The organism is Acidobacteriota bacterium, from assembly GCA_022340665.1.
Lineage (GTDB): Bacteria > Acidobacteriota > Thermoanaerobaculia > Thermoanaerobaculales > Sulfomarinibacteraceae > Sulfomarinibacter.
The window spans coordinates 37,607-55,430 of sequence record JAJDNM010000141.1; the positions used below are offsets into that span (position 1 = coordinate 37,607).

The window sequence follows — 17,824 nt, forward strand, 5'->3', positions numbered from 1 at the left end:
TTTCACAAGCAGAAAAGCTCTGCTGGATTTGATCTGTCCTCTTTTCCAATTCTCGGGTCCGTCTTCACGTCCCACGCTTATTTCTGTCGCGGATCTGGCCATTCAGTCGTGCAGCCGGGCCCGAGAATTGGGAATATGGATCGACTCAATCTACTGAGATCTCGAGGTGTTTAATCTTCTCCCAAAGCGTCTTCCGACTGATGCCTAGCAGCTCGGCCGCGTCCGCGCGCCGCCCCTGGGTCGCGCTGAGGGCCGCTCGAATGGCCTCGGCCTCGGCCCTCTCGACGGCCGTTTGCATTGGCACCACCAGCGGCGTTTCCCCGGCCACTGCAGCGGGCACACCGCCACTGATGTTTGGCGGAAGCTCGTCGACGGTGATCGTCGTGTCCCGGCAAAAGAGCACGGCGCGCTCGATCACATTTCGCAGTTCACGCACGTTGCCGGGCCAGGGGTACATTTCGAGGTGATCGATGACCTCGTCGCTGAACCCCTCGATATCGCGCCGCCGATCAGCGGCAAACTCCCGCAGAAACGACTCTGCAAGTAGGGGGATGTCTTCGCGGCGCTCCCGCAGCGGCGGCAAATCGATTGCCACCGTGTTGACTCTGAAATACAGATCTTCGCGGAACCTCCCCTGGCGGATCTCTTCCTCGAGGGATCGGACCGACGCCGACACGATTCGCACATCGACATCGATCGGACGGTTGGATCCGAGCCGCTCGATCTGGCGTTCTTGGAGCACTCGCAAAAGTTTGACCTGGAAGGTCAAAGGGAGTTCGCCAATCTCGTCGAGAAAAAGCGTTCCTCCACTGGCCGCCTCGAAGCGGCCGATGCGGCGCTCGCTGGCACCGGTGAACGCTCCTTTCTCGTAACCGAAAAGCTCGGACTCGATCAGCGATTCGGGAAGCGAGGCACAGCTGACCCGAACGTAAGGCCTTGCGCGGCGGGCCGAGTTGAAGTGGATGGCCGAAGCCACCATCTCCTTCCCGGTACCACTCTCGCCGTGAACAATCACCGAAGCGTCGGAATCGGCGACCAAACGGATGAGCTCGAAGACCTCCTGCATCACCTCAGACTTGCCGATGATGTTGGAGAATGAATGGCGCTGCTCGAGTTGGGCCTGAAGGCGCACGTTCTGTTCTCGCAAGACACGAACCGAACACACATTGCTCAGGCGGACGACGAGCTGTGCCATCGAAAACGGCTTGGCGATGAAATCAGCGGCACCCTCACGCATCGCCTCGACCGCACGATCGACGGTTCCGTGCGCGGTGATGATGACGACCGTCGTGTCTGGATTCAGCGCCTTGATGCGTTTGAGGAGCTCAATGCCACCGAGGCGCGGCATAACCAGGTCGGACAGAACCAGGTCGTGCTGATGCTGTTCGAAGAGTGCTGCACCCTTGACGCCGTCTTCGGCAACATCCACCGCCCAGCCTTCTTTCCGCAGAGCATCTGCCATGGTGATTCGAAGCAGCGGTTCGTCCTCGACGATCAGCAACCGGTGTCCGCAGATCTTCATCCAGAATCTCCCTCGCCGCTCTCTTCAGCCGAGGCCGTCATGATGATACGGAAGGTCGTGCCCCGGCCCACCGAGGTCTCGAGCTCGATACGACCGCCGTGGGCGGCGACGATGCTGCCGCTCACCGCCAACCCGAGGCCGGTCCCCTCTCCAACTTCACGGGTGGTAAAAAATGGATCGAAGATCCGGTTGCGGACCTCTGGTGGAATCCCGTGCCCAGTGTCCCGGACCTCAGCAATTACCTTGCCGCCACGAACCCGCGTGCGGAGAGTCAGTCTACCGCCATCGCGCATCGCATCGAGGGCGTTGAGCATCAGGTTGAGAAAAAGCTGTTCCATCTGGAAGTGATCCGCCTCGACCATCGCCGGATCCGAGTCGAGGTCGAGCTCGACCTCGACCCCAGCGGCGCGGAATTGATACCCGACCAGCTCTACCACATGGCGGATATTGTGGTTGATCGACGTGCGCTCGAGCTTGATCTCACGCGGACGCGCGAAGTTGAGCAGGTTCGCCACGGTGCGCTCGATGCGTTTCAATCCGTCGGCGATCAGATTGAGGTAGCGCTCCCGCATCTCCTCGTCTTCCGGGTTGTCGCGCATGTTTTCGATACTCGCCAGAACGCCCGAGAGCGGATTGTTCACCTCGTGCGCAACGCCCGCGGCAAGGGTTCCGACCGCCGCCATCTTTTCGGTATGTGCGAGCTGTGCCCGTTGCAGTTTCTCCCTCTCACGGGACCTCTCGAGCTCGGCCATCATCCTGTTGAAGACGTCTGCCAGCTCGGCAACCTCATCCCCGTGGCGGGTGGCCGCTCGAACAGTCAAATCACCCTCTCCAGCCTTTTTCATCGTCTGGTTGAGGTTGATGATGGGCCGGATCAGCGTCTCGACGTATAAAGCCGTCATGATGGAATTGCCGAGCATCAGAATGAGCGCCACCAATGCCACCTTCCCCGCCATATCGCGCACCTGCCGCTCGATCGGTTCAAGCGAGAACCCCACCGCGAGGGTGCCGAGAAAATCTCCCTCATCGACCAGGGCGGAACGGACTTCGAGCACTTCCTGGCCGCTCAAATCCAACTGTTCGTCTGCCCGCGATCCGCCGTCATCCTCGCTGGGCGGCAGGGCACGCGCGAAGAGGTCTCCGATATTCTCGGGATGGCTCGAATGGGTCACCGTGCCTGAGGCATCAGTCACCACCACGTAACGAATCACGTCCTTGTTTCTCGCCATCACCTCGGCTACATAGCTCTCGATCAGTCCGCGATCACCGTCGCCGACCTCTCTGCGACCCTCGACATAGGTGATCGGAACCACCATCGACTCGACGATGCCGCGGCCGCGACCGATGATGGCGTCGAAGAGAATTCGGCGTTGATACATAGCTCCGAGCACCGCCACGAGGATCATCGTCACCACAATCAACGTGTTGGAGTAAAGGAAGAAGCGGATGCGAAGACCGAGCTTGATCACCGGTTGGGGTTCCTCGGCAAATCAATCCGAAGCTGTTCCATCAACCCGATGTCGTCGACGTCTTCAGCAAGCGGGCGCAAGTCCGGCCAGTTCAGTTCCTGCGCCCGATTCGCCGCTTCCGGACCAACGCACCAGGCGACGACAGTGTCGCCCCAACCCTGCTCCCGCCGTTCGGTGTCGAGCAAATCGACGTCTGCCGCGGTACCCACCACGCAGCCGGTCAACGGCAGGGCACCAACGGCGACTCGTGCCGCCGGCGTCAACGGCAGTGGTGTCAACAAGACTTCGGCTCCATACTCCTCGAGGAATTTGCCGAGACGCAACTGCGCAATCGGAACAAGCAGTCGATGACCGGCGAGAGGCAAATTCGAGATCCAGTCGAGCGTCTCGGCGTGTTCCACCGTAGGCCCGATTGCAAACAGCGCCGGTGGCTCGAGTCCGGCTGCTTCGATTGCCGACGGCAACCCGGAGAGGGTCGAGAGGACACGCCGCTGAGCTGAGGTCGTCCCCTGCTCTACCATGACTGCCGGGGTCTCAGGATCCATCCCGTGCCGGAGGAGATTTTCGACCACATAGGGCAGCGAACTCACTCCCATGTACCCGATCAAGGTCGCGTGAGAGTCTTGCGCGAGCAGGTCCCAACGAACCTGTGGGCCGTCAGCCTTGGCCGTCTCGTGTGCCGTAAAGAACGTCACCCGAACCGCTTCCCTTCGATGGGTCGCCGGCACCCCGGCCCACGCCAACGCTGCGATGCCTGAGGTCACGCCCGGAACGACCTCGAACCGGATGCCTTTCAATGCGAGAACTTCTGCCTCTTCGCCGCCTCGGCCGAAGACGTACGGGTCTCCTCCCTTGAGGCGCACCACCCGTTTACCTTCGCGCGCCAGCCGCACAAGGAGTTCGTTGATCTCATGCTGCGGCACGGGATGATGACCGGCCACCTTTCCCACCGGATAGAGATCGACGTCGGCTTGGAGATCGGGTGGAAATGCCGCTTCCGCCAGCCGATCGAAGACCACCGCGTCCGCCTCGAGCAGGCGGCGTCGGCCACGAACCGTGAGAAGTCCGGGGCAGCCCGGACCGGCGCCGACCAGACTTACCAGTCCCTCTCGCTCGTCGCGCGAGTCCCCTTGCATCGGTGCGTCGTCGGGGGCCGTATCGTTATCCGCCATTCCAAACCACTCCGCTTGCTCGGCTGCGCTCGGCGCGAAAGCAGTCAAGTGATCGGGATCGACCGTTGCCTCGAAGAATCTATCGAAGAGCGCCTCTTCCCGATCCCGCGCGACCCCCAACTCCCGAACAGCCAGTCGAAAACGGGCCGCCGCGGCGACCCACTCTTCCCAGGTCGGCCCGAGCTTCTGGTCGAAGAGCTGGCGCAGACGTCTCACGACGAACGGGGCGTCACCGGCCGATCCGATGGCGATCTGGAGGCTGCCTCGGCGCACACGAGCCGGTAGATGGAAGGAGCACAGCTCCGGGTCGTCCGCCACGTTACACCACACGCCGGCCTCTTCCGCATCGCGAAAGACCCGAGCGTTGGTTTCACGATCATCGGTCGCCGCGAAGACCAGGCTCCAGCTCTGGTCCGCATCGCCGCGATACTCCCGTGTCCACAGCTCGACTTCCCCACGCTCCGCCATCTCGGACAGCTCGTCGACGACCTCGGGTGCCACCACTGTGACCCGTGCTCCTTCGTCGACCAGGCCCTGAACCTTGCGCAGCGCAACACCGCCGCCTCCGACGACCAGGCAGTAGCGATTCTTGACGTCCAGCGTCACTGGATACATGCAAATACCTTGAAAATCGCAGCTGTCACGGCAATTTCGACCACAGTTCCGGGATTGTAACACTGAATATCCGTTCAACTCCAGCGTTACGCCCATGAAACAGAGACTGCACTGGAAGACCATGGCCTCGATGCGGAGAAACCGCAGATCACGCAGATGAAAGCAGATATGTTTCTCCTATCTGCGGTCTGCAGCGATTGGCGCGGGCAGATTACTCCGTTCGCTCGGCTCTGACCCGCCACGAGACCCCGCCACCGAGGTAACGAGCAGGGATGCCACGGTAGTTCAGCCACCGTACGACTTCGGCCGAGCGCGTGCCGTGGGCGCAAGCGACCAGCAGCGGTCCAGCCGGGATCTCATCGGCACGATCGCGGAGTTCGCTCACCTCGATCTCGTGCAGATCGCCGGCCGCCAGCGGCCTCTCATCACGCTCCTCCGGCACCCTCACGTCAAGCACCGTCTCCTGCGAGAGATCGGTTACAGGTGCGACAGATTCGATGCCCTCGATCTGATTGGCTGCGGCCATCGCCAGCACCGCCAGAGGATCCAGCGCCGGCGCGTAGGGAGGAGCGTAGCCGTGTTCCAGCTTCGTGAACTCGTCGACTCCGGCGTGACGGAGCATGAGTTGAGCGGCGACGTCAATCCTCTTGGCTACCTCTCCCTCTTCTCCGGCGCCCTGAATTCCGAGAACACGCCTCGTCGCAGGGTCGTAGACCATGCCGAGTAGGATGAGCTTTGCCTCCGGCCAGTAGTGGGCGCGGTCCTCGGTACTCACCCAAACCTGGCGAACACCCAGTCCGTCGCCGCCGAGGCGAGAGGCCGTGCAGCCGACAGCCGCCACGTTGAGGTCGAAGACCTTGACGGCGGCGGCTCCGGCGACCGGGCCGAAAGCGCCCTCCCGTCCAGCCAGAATGTCCGCCAGAACCCTGCCCTGCCGATTGGCGAGCGAGCCGAGAGGCAGGTATGCGGGTCCCCCGGTGACAACGTGCCGGCACTCAACGCAATCTCCGGCCGCCCAGACGTGGGGAGCCGTTGTCTGTAGGTGCTCGTCCACACGGATCGCTCTGGTCGGTCCGAGTTCGACCCCGGCTGACTTCGCCAGCTCGACTCTCGGGTGGACACCCACCGCAATCACCACCGCATCTGCCCGAACTGAGTCGCCGCCTGCCTGCACGGAGACCCCTTCGTCGTCCGCCGTCATCTCTGCCACCGCAGATCGCGTCAACACCTGGACACCATTCGCCTCCAAGTGACGCGCGACGACCTCGCCGAGCTCGGGATCTAGAATCTCCGGCAACGGCGTCGCGGCACCTTCGATGAGCGTCACATCTGCACCCCACAGGCTATGGAATGCTTCCGCGACCTCGACCCCGACGAGCCCGGCACCAACCACCGCCACATGGTCGATTTCGCCCCGCATGAGACCGATCTTGAGCGGCTTGACATCGTCCCACACGTGGAAGGTGTGAACGCGCGGGTGTTCGGGTTGGCCGGGGAGTCTGCGCGGCGAGGCGCCTGTGGCGATGACGAGTTCGTCCCACTCCAGACAGTGCTTTTCCCCCCCACTCTCGATGTCCAAGGTCCGCTGGTCGATATCGATAGCAGTCGCCCGCCACGGTGCGAGCACGGCGACATCTTTGACGGCGCTGAAGTAATCAGCATCACGCTCAACGCCATAGACGGTCCGTCGCAGTGCCGGCAGCTCGTCGATGTCTCCAGAGAGCACGTACGGCAGCCCACATGCGGCATATGAGAATGCCTCACTGGCATCAACCACCGTAATCGACCATTCCGGCTGGAGACGCCGCAGCCGGCATGCGCAACGCAGGCCAGCCGCCGATGCACCAACGATCACGACCTTTTTACCGGCTTCAGTCACCAGGTTCCTCCCGTGTCCGTCTCCGTTCCCGATCTCCGCATTGGCCCCTCGGGGAAGGGTATGGGAACGAAAGAACCCCCGCCCCCGGCACGAACCGGGCAGGCGGGGGCAATTCCTAATTCCTAATTCCTAATTCCTAATTCCTAATTAGCCTTCAGCTGCCCCCTCACCTCGAGTGCGATCTTGTAAAGGCCGGTCAGCACCAGGGCACCGATCGCATAGATTGCGAGACTGATCATGAGCTCCGGTGCGGTCGGCGCGTAATGAACGACCTTGCCAAGCGGATTCGGCACGAAGCCGGCGATGACCATACCGAGACCCTTGTCGATCCACAGCGAAACTACAACCGCCACGCAGCCAATCTTCAGCCAGCCATAATTCCCGCGGGTCTTCGGATTGATGAGAATGATCAGGGAAATAATCGCCAGAATCGACGACAGCAACATCCACGGCGCCAACATATTCTCGCCCTCGAGACCCGTATACAGGAACTGGAAGTGACTCACGTGCTCGGGAATATCACTGTACAGGGCGGTGAAGATCTCCATGAGCACGAAGAACACGTTGATCGTCATCGCATACGCTACGATCTTCGCCAAGGTGTCGATCGCCTGTTTGCCCGGGTCGAATGTCGAGATCCTACGAACGAAGAAGGCCAACAGGAGCAGGATCGCAGGACCCGCGGCGAAGGCCGAGGCCAGAAATCGTGGCGCCAGGATCGCAGTCAACCAGAACGGCCGCCCCGCCAAGCCCGAGTACAAGAATGCGGTCACCGTGTGGATCGAGACTGCCCACGGTATCGATAGGAGAATGATCGGCTTGAGCCACTTCGGTGGCGGCTCTTCACGCCGTTCGGACGACAACGTCCAGTGGCTGATGATGATGTTGAGGACGAGGTAGCCACCCAGGGCTACGGTGTCCCAGAACATCATCGAGTGCGGCGACGGGTAGAGAAAAACGTTGAGGATGCGGTTCGGCATACCCATATCAACGAAGATGAAGGTCATGCACATGATGACTGCGGGTATGGCGAGGAACTCGCCCAAGATGGTCATCTTGCCGAACGCCTTGTAGTCATGGAGGTAGTAGGGTAGGACCACCATGACTGCCGACGCGGCGACTCCCACCAGGAAGGTGAACTGCGCGATATAGAAGCCCCACACGACGTCGCGGCTGAGGCCGGTGATGGTCAGACCTTCGCTGAACTGCCAGAACCAGCACGCCACGCCGCCGCCGATGACCAGCAAGAGGGCAAAGATCCAGGACCAGTAGGCCTTGGTACCAGTGAGTGCCTTCTCAAGCATGACCGCCCTCCTCTTCGAAGACCTCTGCCGCTGGAGCGAACTCCTGCAGGGTCCTCGGATCCTCGACGATGTAGTAGATCTCCGGCTGAGTCCCGAGGCCCGGCTTCCGCCGAATTGTCAGATGCTCGGTGAGCAATTGCCTGACCTCGGAATGCGGATCGTTGAGATCGCCAAAGACCATTTCACTGTTTTCGCAAACCTCGACACAGGCCGGCTGCTCTCCACGCGCGAGCCGCTCGTCGCAGAACGTGCACTTCTCGACCACACCTCGCATCCGCGTCGGATAGGTATTGTCGATGTGAGACAGGTTCGGCGCTTTCCGTGGGTCCTTCCAGTTGAAGCTCCGCGATCCGTATGGGCAGGCAACCACACAATATCGGCAGCCAATACAGCGGTGCCAGTCCATCATGACGACGCCGTCTGACGCGCGCTTCCACGTCGCCTCGGTCGGGCAAACGCGAGTGCAGGGCGGATTGTCACAGTGGTTGCACAGGAGCAGGGTCGGCTTCTCCTTGAGATCTTCCCGGATGTAGTGGAACTCCTGCTCATGAAAGGCGGTCTCGAAGTGCTCGGTCCAGATCCACTTGACCTCGTTCTTCGGGTCGTCCGCGAAATCGGGCACGTTGTGTGCCTCGTGGCACGCGGTAATGATCTTGTCGAGCAGTTTGTCGTCCTTGGAGAACTTGCGAAGGTCGACGACCAATGCCAGGCGCTTGCCTTCGGTCGCCGGAGGTTCATGATCCTGGAAAGCCCTCGTCTTCGTGGCCACGGCGGTGGATCCCGCGGCGCCAACCGCCGACAGGCCGGCAAATTTCAGGAATCCTCGTCTGCTGCTCTTCATCACTGGCCCCCCCCTGGAATCACGTGGCAGTCCCAGCAGTAGGGGTCGACCGCCGAATAAGTGTGGCAGGCATCGCAAAACTGTTCCTTGTTGGAGTGGCAGTCGAGGCAGGTATCAGTCAGACTCATCGTGTAGTCCTTGCCCGCCTCCGAGGTGTAGGTGCGGACATCCTCACGAACCACCGTATCCCGCCATTGATCCAGGAGATGCATGTGGTTCGCCCGCATGTAGTCGGTGGCTTCGACGCACTCGGTTGAGCCGTTGGTCGGTTGCTGGAGTTCGGGCCTGTCCGGCTGGGCTGCGCTCAGGGCGTTGTACCACAGGGGTGAGGTCGCGAGAATCACGAAGATCGCGAGGCCCGCGACGATCTTGCCGGCGTCATACATCGTCCTGCTCCTCCCTCTCCGGATTCAGCGGTTCACCCCGGAGATTATTCTTGCGCTCGCCTTCGCCTTCCATGATCAGAGCGTTGCCTACCAGCTCGTGGATGCCACTCACGTCAACGCCCGGAGCCCAGTACTCGCAGAGCGGCGGGAGTGTGGCGCGGTCGATGGCGCATATGCAGGCGAGGCGATTGACGTCGTAGTGATCTCGTGTCCAGGCCACGGCGTTGCCCCGTGGTAATCCACCACGCATCCGCATCTCCATGTTCTCGTCATTGCCGAGGCCTGCACCGCCAGCACAACAGAAGGTGTGCTCACGGATCGTGTTTTCCGGCATTTCGAAGAAGTTGTTGCAGACGTTCTTGATCACGTAACGCGGCTCTTCGAAGAGACCCATAGCGCGCGCCGGATTGCACGAATCGTGGAACGTCACCCGGACGGCGTCATTGCGGTTCGGGTCGAGCTTGAGCTTGTTGTGGCGAATCAGATCGGCGGTGAACTCGCAGATATGGACCATCTTGGTGGACGCCCCGTTTTCGAAAACCGTACCGGTGAACGGAGATTTCGGTACCTCGAGGAAGTCGGCCGGGCCATTCATGGTGCTCATGTACTGGTGCATAACCCGCCACATGTGGCCGCACTCACCGCCAAGGATCCACTTCACGCCCAGTCTCTTGGCCTCGTGGTAAATTTTCCAATTGAGCTTCTTCAGATTCTCTGCCGTGTTGAAGAGTCCGAAGTTCCCGCCGTCCGAGGCGTACGAGCTCAAGGTGTAGTCGAGCCCGATGTGCTTGAAGAGCATGAGGTACCCGACGAAGGTGTAGGTCCCGGGGTCGGCGAAATAATCCGCCGAGGGGATCACGAAGAGGACCTCAGCTCCCTTGCGGTTAATCGGCGGATCGAGGGAAACCCCGATCGCATCTTCGAGCTCCTCGCACAGAAAGTCGACGTTGTCCTTGTACGTGTGGGGCTGGATGCCGAGATGGTTGCCGGTGCGTTGGCAATTGGCAACCGGCTCCATGATCCAGTTGATGTTGAGCCCGACGAGGTTCATCAGCTCGCGGGCCATCATCGTGACCTCGGCGGTGTCGATGCCGTACGGGCAGTAGACGCTGCAGCGCCGGCACTCGGTGCACTGGAAGAAGTAGTAGTACCACTCCTTCAGCACCTCTTCGGTGAGTTCTCTGCCTCCGGCCAGTGATCCGAGGAGCTTGCCGGCGGTCGTAAAATCCTGCCGGTAGATGGAGCGCAGGAGCTCCGCACGCAACACCGGCATGTTCTTCGGATCGCCCGAACCGATGAAGAAGTGACACTTGTCAGCACAGGCGCCACAGCGAACGCAGACATCCATGAAGATCTTGAGCGAGCGGTACTTCTTCAACAGGTCCTTGAAGCCCTCGTGGATGATCTGCTTCCAGTTTTCGGGCAGCTTCCAGTCTGCATCCGTCGGCGACCACTCGCGGGGATTCGGCATGCCGAGATACTTGAGGTTCTTCACCGCGGCCGGATAGGACCAGGTGCCGCGCCGTGCCTCGAAGTCGACGGCCGGATTCATCCATCTCTTCGGCGGCGGAGTGAGATCGATCTGGATCAGTTCCTGGGGTGCTTTCTCCGCCATGGCTCACTCCTTCTCCAACGCATAACCGGACGCCTTCAACTTGTCGCGGAACTCGTCCTCCCACTCGGCATAGGAGTGGCCTTGAACATCCGGGTTCCACGGATTGATGTGGCGAGCGGTACGGTTGGTGTTGGCGAGGTTGCGGGTCGGGCTTAGGAACACACCCGGTGCGTGCATCAGCTTCGAAAACGGGAAGTAGATGAGCAACACGCTGACCAGCGCGACGTGCACGAAGTACCACGGGCCGACTCCGACCGGTGAAACCGGCTGGAAGGAGGCCCACCCGGCGATAGCCGCCTTGACCTGAACGACATCGATCTTCTCCACATGCCGCATGAGGATTCCGGTCAGAGCGATTCCGATCAGAAGGTAGAGAGCGAAATAGTCGCTCGGCAGCGAGATGTAGCGAACCTTGTCGTCGTAGATCCTCCGCGCCAGCAGGTAGGCCAGGCCAGCTACCATCAGGAAGGTCGTGATGTAGTACACGGGCAAGCCGACCTGAAAGAAGCCGTCCACACTCTGCAGCATCTCGACCCACGCCGGCACCGGTTCGATGAAGAACCGGAAATGTCGGAGGACGACGATGAACATCGCCCAGTGGAAGGCGAGGGCCGCGGCCCACAGCGCCTTGTCGGCGATGTAGTTCACCTTTTCCTTTTCGGGCAAGATTTCGACCCGGGTATTCCTGAACAGCGAACGGAATGCGAGCACCTCCAGGGCCATGCGACCGATCACGCCGGGCAGCCCGCTCGGATTCTCGAGCTCACTGTTTTTGATCCACGGCAGGGATTTTTCCTGGCCCGTTGTGGTCGGGATCCTGAATGGCACTGGAGATTTCGCCCAGTGCACCACCCGGTAGATGATTCCGACCAGAAACACCGCAAAGGCAATTCCCGGGATGATCACCCCGAGCACGAATCGCAGGCCGTCGCCGGCACTCGCACCCACGGCGGCGAGCACACCCACACCGACGACCGCGACAAGAGATATCAACGCTCCCATGCGTCCGATCCCTCCTTCCTCTCAGCCCCGCAGGGCTGGGAGATGCACCGCCTCAGTCCTGCGGCGCCTTCTCCGAATTCTCCTCGCGACGCTCTCGCCATTCCGCGACACGCTCCATGATTCCGACCGATTGGTTGCGGATCTCCCGCGCTCGAATTGCCCACATCTGCTCGCGACACGTCATATAGACGTCGAACGCGTGCATGCCCAGCCGCTCGATTCGCGCATCGAGAACGGCCAGAGACCTCGCGCCTTCAACCCCCGTCTCTCCGATGACATCCCTGGCGAGTTGCTTGAGAGCGAAAACAAAGCCGAGCGAAGCTGACGGTGAATACTCTTGGACCGCCCGTACCCTGATCACTCGATCCAGAGCCGGAGTGAGTTCCGAGGGCTCCACGCCCTCGAAGAGGCCGTCCAGCAACTCCGCCAGGCTTTCACGAATGCGGGCGCCAACCGGGTTGGCGAATGGATCCGCCTTCGACCGAAGGAACTTTGCCGTCTCCTCCGGATAGGCGTCGATGACAATCGCGATCCAACGCTCAAGAATCTTGTCCCGGTGATCTACGAGCACACGGTCGAGCATTCCCCCCCCTCAGCGTGTCGAGGCCGCCAGACCGCCCCCGTCGATGACGGGGGCGGCGACGGATTCAGGTTGAATTACACGCAGCCCGTGGGTTTCGGCAGGCCAGCAACCTTACAGGCGCCCTTGGCGGGGCCGGACGGAAAGAGCTCGTAGATCTCCTTGAGCTGGAAGCCCGTCTGCTTACAGAGCTTGCGGATCATCGGCGCCACGCCGAACTGCAGATAGTAGTCCCGCAGGTAGTTGACAACCTTCCAGTGGTCATCGGTGAGATTGTCCACACCCTCGGTGGAACCGAGGGCGGCAGCGACGTCCTCGTTCCACTTTTCCGGCTCCTGCATGAAACCGTCCTCGTCCACCTCGATGGAAACATCTCCATGCTCGAATATGGCCATTTCAGTCCTCCTTTGTTTTTTCCGGGGCCTCGGCCCCGCTGATTTCAATCAGTGAAATCCGTTGGGATCGTTGTTTCTTGAGGTTTGCCTTTTCCATAGCTTTCATGAAGTCTTGCGTTGGCCGATGGCCGAGCTCAAGGGCCCGTCCCAGGTGACGCTCGGCAGCCCCGAGGTTGTTCATCGCCAAATGGCCCACCGCCGCGTAGTAGTGAGCGGCTGCGTGATCGCGCTCGAGCGCGATCACCCTCTCGTTGCACCGAACCAGATTTTCTGGATCGTTGAGATACAAATACGCCTGGCCCATGTTGTAGTGCACGATCGGGAGATCATCGCGAAGCTTTGCCGCGGCCTGGTTGGCTTCGAGGCAGCCCTGGAACTCCCAACGCATCAGACGTACTCCACCGAGGTTGACCCACGCCTGGACCATCGTCGGGTCGATGTCGAGAGCCTTCAGATACGCTTCCTCGGCCTGCTTGACGCGACCCGACACCGTGTAGGCGAGCCCGAGATTGTAATGCGAGGACGCCCTGTCCGGGTGATCCTCCACGTCTTGCTGGCAACGCTCCAGACGGTGGCGTTGACTCTCATTCTCCATCCACACACTCCCTGTTCACGGTGAGCAGGTAGTCGAGACATTCCTGCTCTCCGGTATCGTCAGCTTTGATCGCCAACAGGCGGTCACGGACCTCTTCGATCAGCTCGGGGGCGGCCTCGGCAATCCTGCACAGCGCGTTCAGAATTCCGGACTTGAGACCCTCGTCCCACAAGTAGGCGGTCATGGGGCCAACAAACGGCTCCACCAGATCCGGCGATCGCCGTCCGATTTCACCGACTGCCGCCAACATGGGACCGCCGTTGGTCGCCGATTCGTCGTTGATCGCCCACAGAGCCCGCCGCAGCACCTCACGACCGAGATCGGGATGAACGGCAGCAGCGGCGCCAAGAGCGACCGCCGCACGTTGTTGAATCTCGGGATCGGAGTCCCACAGCCGGCCCTGGAGGAAACGAGCAGCCGAGGGGTTCTCGCCCACCAGCTCTTCAAGCCCTCGAGAGTTGCCGTGGCGTAACAGCTCCATCACCCGCTCCTTCAACCGCATACGGCCGTCGACCCGCCCCGCTCCGCCGCAAACCGAGCGGCCAGGGCGAGAAAGCCGTCTGCCCACCCGGGGGTGGCCCCGGCGTGGAGATGAAGATACGAGGCGAATACCCGTCCCTTCGAAATGCCGTCGCGATCGTCTCCGATCCCGGTGCCGCGCTCGAGCCGGAGCACACCGTTCTGGCGATCCGATCCTCCCGTCAGACGCGAGTAGTGAAACTCGTGACCTACGAGCCGGGTACCGGCCGGGAAGAACGGATTGTCACGATCGACGACCGCCACCTCGTAACCGTGGCCTTGAGGAGTCGCACATTGCTCGACAGCCAGGTCAAGAACCCCGGCCATCGGATGCGGCACACCGTCCACCACGAGCTCGCGAGCCAGATACATCAGTCCCGCGCACTCGGCGAAAACCGGCATCCCAACGTCTACACGGGCCCGGATGCTGGCCGTGAAATCTGTGTTGGATCCCAGGCGTGCCGCGTGCACTTCCGGGAAACCGCCACCGATATACAGGCCGTCGACTTCCGGGAGCTCGCTGGCGCTTTCCGGATCGACCGGCACGAGCTGTACGCCGGCCAATCTCATTCGCTCCAGGTTCTCCGCGTAGTAGAAGCTGAAGGCCTTCCCTTCGAGGTAGCCGATGGTCACCGGCACCTGCTCGACCACGGACTCAGCTGGCATCAGCTCCAGCTCGGGCGCCCACTGGGCGACCGCCAGCAGACGGTCAATGTCCACGCCGTCAGCCACTGCCTTGGTGGCGCGTTGGATGGACTCCTCGGGCGCTGGGTGCTCGGCTGCCGTCACCAAACCGAGGTGTCGGCCGGGAAGTGGATCATCGCCCTTGATCCGGCGGATCGCACCGAGTACCGGGGTCCCGGCGATGCCGGCTACCGCTTCTCGGACGATGTTCTCGTGGCGTCCACAGCCAACCCGGTTGAGTATCACCCCTGCCAGATCGACCTCGGGATCGAGGGCCCGACAGCCCATGACCATCGCCGCCGCCGTGCGAGTCATTTTGGTGCAATCGAGCACCAGAACGACAGGCGCCGCCAGCCGTCGGGCCAACATGGCTGTCGAATGGCTCCCCTCGACGTCGACGCCGTCGAAAAGGCCACGGTTGCCTTCCACCAGGATGAGGTCTGCGTCGTTTGCGGCGGTGGCAAGCGAACGGGCCATGGCCTCGTCTTTCATGAGAAAGGTGTCGAGGTTGCGGCAGGTCGAGCGGGCGGCGACACCGAGCCACGCAGTGTCGATGTAGTCCGGCCCCTTTTTGAACGGCCGCACTTTCACGCCCCGGTCGGCCAGCGCACGCGCAATCCCCAGGCTCACCAGGGTCTTGCCGCTGTCACCGGAAAGACCGGCGACCACCAGCCGTGGGACATTAACCCTCATCGCGATACCGCCCGACCCAGCCCTCACTCACCCACGATGTAACCGCAAGGGCATTCTTCCCAGCACTTCTTGCAGCCGTCGCATTTCTCAATGTTCTTGATAATGAAAAAGTGTCCAGGGGACACCTGCGGTTCCTTGCCAAAGACGTTGTTCTGGCAGTACATCCAGCAGTTCTCGCAGCCGAAGCATTTGCCGCAACTGAAGCAGCGGGAAAGCTCCACCAGAGCATCTTCCGCGGTCAAACCGAGATCGACCTCATCGAACGGGTTCGCGAGACGATCTTCGGGTGCCTTGACCTGACGTTTCGTGCGATCGATCGGTTCGTACCAGTCGATCTTGAGCTTGTCGGCTCGGATCATCTCACCGTTCGATTCTTTCGGCAGCTCGGTGCCTTGAAGGTGGGAGTGGATGGCCAGGGCTGCCTTGCGCGCCTGTCCGATCGAGGTCGTGGCGATGCCGAGGTTGATGTTGTCGCCCCCGGTCCACACTCCGTCGACGCCAGTGAAGCCCCAATCGTCACCGTTGAGCCAGCCGTCTCCGAGTTCGTCGGAGTTCATCGCGCCGAGGTCCGGTTTCTGGCTGACGGCGGTGATCATGGTCTCCAGCGGCAGCTCGTAGGTGTCGCCTTCGATAGGCACCGGGCGTCGGCGGCCCGAATCGTCGGGCTCGCCGAGCTCCATGCGTTGCACGATCATCGCCTTGAGAGCGCCTTCTTCGTCGCGCATGATCTCGATCGGCGCCGCGAGATATTCGATCTTGATGTCTTCCTCGAGGGCCTCCTCGATCTCGCGCTCGATGGCCGGCATTTCGGCGCGGGTGCGACGATAGAGGATCGTCACCTCGGCGCCCAGCTTCGACGCCATTGCCGCCGAATCGGCGATCAGACGCTTCGAGACACGAGCCGCGTCAATGGCTGTGTCGCCGCCGCCAATCACCACCACGTTGGTGCCGATGTCGACCTTCTTGCCGGAATTGGCATGGTTGAGGAACTCGGTGCCGGTCCAAATGCCGGGTCCGTCTTCACCGGGGATCCCCATGTTCTTACCCTGGTGGGCGCCAATGGCGACGTAGACCGCTGAGTACTCCTTGCGGATCTCTTCCCAGGTCACGTCCTTGCCGATCTTGGTGTCGCACTTGAGTTCCACCCCGAGGTCGACGATGCGTTGAATCTCGGCGTCGAGCACCTCGCGCGGCAACCGGTAGACCGGGATTCCGTAGCGGAGCATGCCGCCAGCTTTGGGCAGGCTCTCGAAGACCGTCACGTTGTAGCCCCGACGGGCGAGCTGATAGGCACAGGACAGACCCGATGGGCCGGCCCCGACGACCGCGATCTTCTGGTCCTTGGGACCCTCGCCTTCGATCGGCTCCATCTTGAGCCCTTTGTCGAGGGCGTAATCGCCGATGTACCGCTCGACCGAGTTGATGCCGACTGGCCCGTCTTTCTGGCCTCGGTTGCACCCCGTTTCGCAGGGATGGGGACACACTCTCCCCATCACCGATGGGAAGGGATTGGTCTCCATCTCGATGCGCCAAGCCTGTTCACAGGCCTCGTCGAGGCTCAGACCGAGCTTTTCGCGCAAACTGATAACCGTCAGCCAGCCGCGGATGTCGTTGCCGCTCGGGCAGTTGCCGGTACACGGCGGCAGGCTCTCGACGTAGCGCGGGCGCAAGGACGAAATCTGCGATCCGGCCCCACCCCCGCTGGAAAGCCGGGCCTTCATCTTGCTCGACTTGTCCTTGTCCTTCTTCTTTAATAGACCCATATCTCACGCCTCCTCACTGGCAGCCGGGCCCGTTTCACGCGAGCTTCGACATGTGCGCCTTGAGCTTCTCCAGCTCGCCGAGGATGCCGTCGTGCTTTTCCTCGTCGGTCAGCAGGTAGTTGAGCAGGATTTTGTGTACCGGCTCGGTGGTTTCTTCGAGGAGCTCTTTCGCCAGCTCGATGGTCTGCCGCTCGAGCTCATCGTGCGCCTCGATCTGACCCCAGACCTCGGCCAGGTCTTCGGGTGACAGCTTGACCGGCGCCCTGGTGATCATGTCGATCATGAACTGCTGCACGCGGTGGTGCTGCACCGAGTCGTTGCGGATGATCTCCATGATCTGACGGATCAGCAGGTTGTCGGTCTTTTCCATGATTTGGGCGGTCGTCTCGATCGCATCGCGCTCGATGCCCTGCCACTGGCGCAGCACATCGACGGTCTTCGCCGCCCGCTCCGGCCCAGAGAGTTTGTCTCGTGCCATAGCGTCCTCCGTGTGTTCTCTCAGCGCCCAAACACCCCCCCCGGGCACACGCCCAAGGGGGAGATTGGCGCTCATTCTTTTGGTGGAAGCGTCACGTAGCTGCCGCCCGCGTACTTGTAGACGCAGCGGCCGGAGTCGATGAGCTGGCGCAGGGCTTTCTTGCACATGCGCTTGTCGACATTGTCCTCACCGAACTGTTCAATCATCGCCTTTGAGACGTCCATCGGCTTCAGATCTTTCTTGCCGTAGGTCGATTTCACGAGCTCGAACATGGCGTCTTCGATCTGATCAATCGTGACTTCAGGCATGATG

17 protein-coding genes are annotated in these 17,824 nt (G+C 61.4%); all 17 read right to left on the reverse strand.

What is annotated here, in order from left to right; genetic code table 11:
• Positions 1–145: 145 nt before the first annotated feature.
• Entirely contained in the window at positions 146–1,522 is a 1,377-nt protein-coding gene (locus tag LJE93_15735) for a sigma-54 dependent transcriptional regulator (protein ID MCG6950366.1), read from the reverse strand.
• A complete protein-coding gene (locus tag LJE93_15740; GenBank protein ID MCG6950367.1) occupies positions 1,519–2,991 on the reverse strand; it encodes a HAMP domain-containing protein in 1,473 nt (490 codons plus the stop codon). Before LJE93_15740 ends, LJE93_15735 begins: the two co-directional genes overlap by 4 nt.
• On the reverse strand, positions 2,988–4,778 hold the full coding sequence (gene cysG / locus LJE93_15745) for a siroheme synthase CysG (protein MCG6950368.1): 1,791 nt from the start codon (positions 4,776–4,778) through the stop codon (positions 2,988–2,990). Before cysG ends, LJE93_15740 begins: the two co-directional genes overlap by 4 nt.
• Positions 4,779–4,989: 211 nt before the next feature.
• Positions 4,990–6,657 carry an FAD-dependent oxidoreductase gene (locus LJE93_15750; protein MCG6950369.1) on the reverse strand — a complete coding sequence of 556 codons (1,668 nt, stop codon included), beginning with the start codon at positions 6,655–6,657 and terminating at the stop codon, positions 4,990–4,992.
• A gap of 143 nt (positions 6,658–6,800) precedes the next feature.
• A complete protein-coding gene (gene nrfD / locus LJE93_15755; GenBank protein MCG6950370.1) occupies positions 6,801–7,961 on the reverse strand; it encodes a polysulfide reductase NrfD in 1,161 nt (386 codons plus the stop codon).
• On the reverse strand, positions 7,954–8,802 hold the full coding sequence (locus tag LJE93_15760; GenBank protein MCG6950371.1) for a 4Fe-4S dicluster domain-containing protein: 849 nt from the start codon (positions 8,800–8,802) through the stop codon (positions 7,954–7,956). The genes nrfD and LJE93_15760 overlap by 8 nt, the downstream gene beginning before the upstream one ends.
• A complete protein-coding gene (gene dsrJ / locus LJE93_15765) occupies positions 8,802–9,188 on the reverse strand; it encodes a sulfate reduction electron transfer complex DsrMKJOP subunit DsrJ (protein ID MCG6950372.1) in 387 nt (128 codons plus the stop codon). The genes LJE93_15760 and dsrJ overlap by 1 nt, the downstream gene beginning before the upstream one ends.
• Positions 9,181–10,803, reverse strand: coding sequence for a (Fe-S)-binding protein (locus LJE93_15770; GenBank protein ID MCG6950373.1), 1,623 nt, complete (start codon positions 10,801–10,803; stop codon positions 9,181–9,183). The genes dsrJ and LJE93_15770 overlap by 8 nt, the downstream gene beginning before the upstream one ends.
• A 3-nt stretch (positions 10,804–10,806) precedes the next feature.
• Positions 10,807–11,805, reverse strand: coding sequence for a sulfate reduction electron transfer complex DsrMKJOP subunit DsrM (gene dsrM / locus LJE93_15775; protein MCG6950374.1), 999 nt, complete (start codon positions 11,803–11,805; stop codon positions 10,807–10,809).
• Positions 11,806–11,857: 52 nt separating this feature from the next.
• Complete coding sequence (locus LJE93_15780) at positions 11,858–12,388, reverse strand: RsbRD N-terminal domain-containing protein (protein ID MCG6950375.1); 531 nt, start codon at positions 12,386–12,388, stop codon at positions 11,858–11,860.
• A gap of 74 nt (positions 12,389–12,462) precedes the next feature.
• The gene (locus tag LJE93_15785; protein ID MCG6950376.1) at positions 12,463–12,780 is read right to left on the reverse strand and encodes a TusE/DsrC/DsvC family sulfur relay protein; all 318 of its coding nucleotides are present in this window, start codon (positions 12,778–12,780) and stop codon (positions 12,463–12,465) included.
• Between the two features lies 1 nt (position 12,781).
• Positions 12,782–13,375 (reverse strand): tetratricopeptide repeat protein, encoded by a 594-nt coding sequence (locus LJE93_15790; protein ID MCG6950377.1) that lies wholly within the window; start codon positions 13,373–13,375, stop codon positions 12,782–12,784.
• Complete coding sequence (locus tag LJE93_15795; protein ID MCG6950378.1) at positions 13,365–13,856, reverse strand: hypothetical protein; 492 nt, start codon at positions 13,854–13,856, stop codon at positions 13,365–13,367. Before LJE93_15795 ends, LJE93_15790 begins: the two co-directional genes overlap by 11 nt.
• Positions 13,857–13,867: 11 nt before the next feature.
• Entirely contained in the window at positions 13,868–15,271 is a 1,404-nt protein-coding gene (locus tag LJE93_15800) for a cobyrinate a,c-diamide synthase (GenBank protein ID MCG6950379.1), read from the reverse strand.
• A 23-nt stretch (positions 15,272–15,294) separates the two neighbouring features.
• Complete coding sequence (locus LJE93_15805) at positions 15,295–17,034, reverse strand: FAD-dependent oxidoreductase (protein ID MCG6950380.1); 1,740 nt, start codon at positions 17,032–17,034, stop codon at positions 15,295–15,297.
• A 34-nt stretch (positions 17,035–17,068) separates the two neighbouring features.
• Positions 17,069–17,512 (reverse strand): hypothetical protein, encoded by a 444-nt coding sequence (locus tag LJE93_15810; protein ID MCG6950381.1) that lies wholly within the window; start codon positions 17,510–17,512, stop codon positions 17,069–17,071.
• 71 nt (positions 17,513–17,583) lie between these two features.
• The gene (locus LJE93_15815; GenBank protein ID MCG6950382.1) at positions 17,584–17,820 is read right to left on the reverse strand and encodes a hypothetical protein; all 237 of its coding nucleotides are present in this window, start codon (positions 17,818–17,820) and stop codon (positions 17,584–17,586) included.
• Positions 17,821–17,824: the final 4 nt, after the last annotated feature.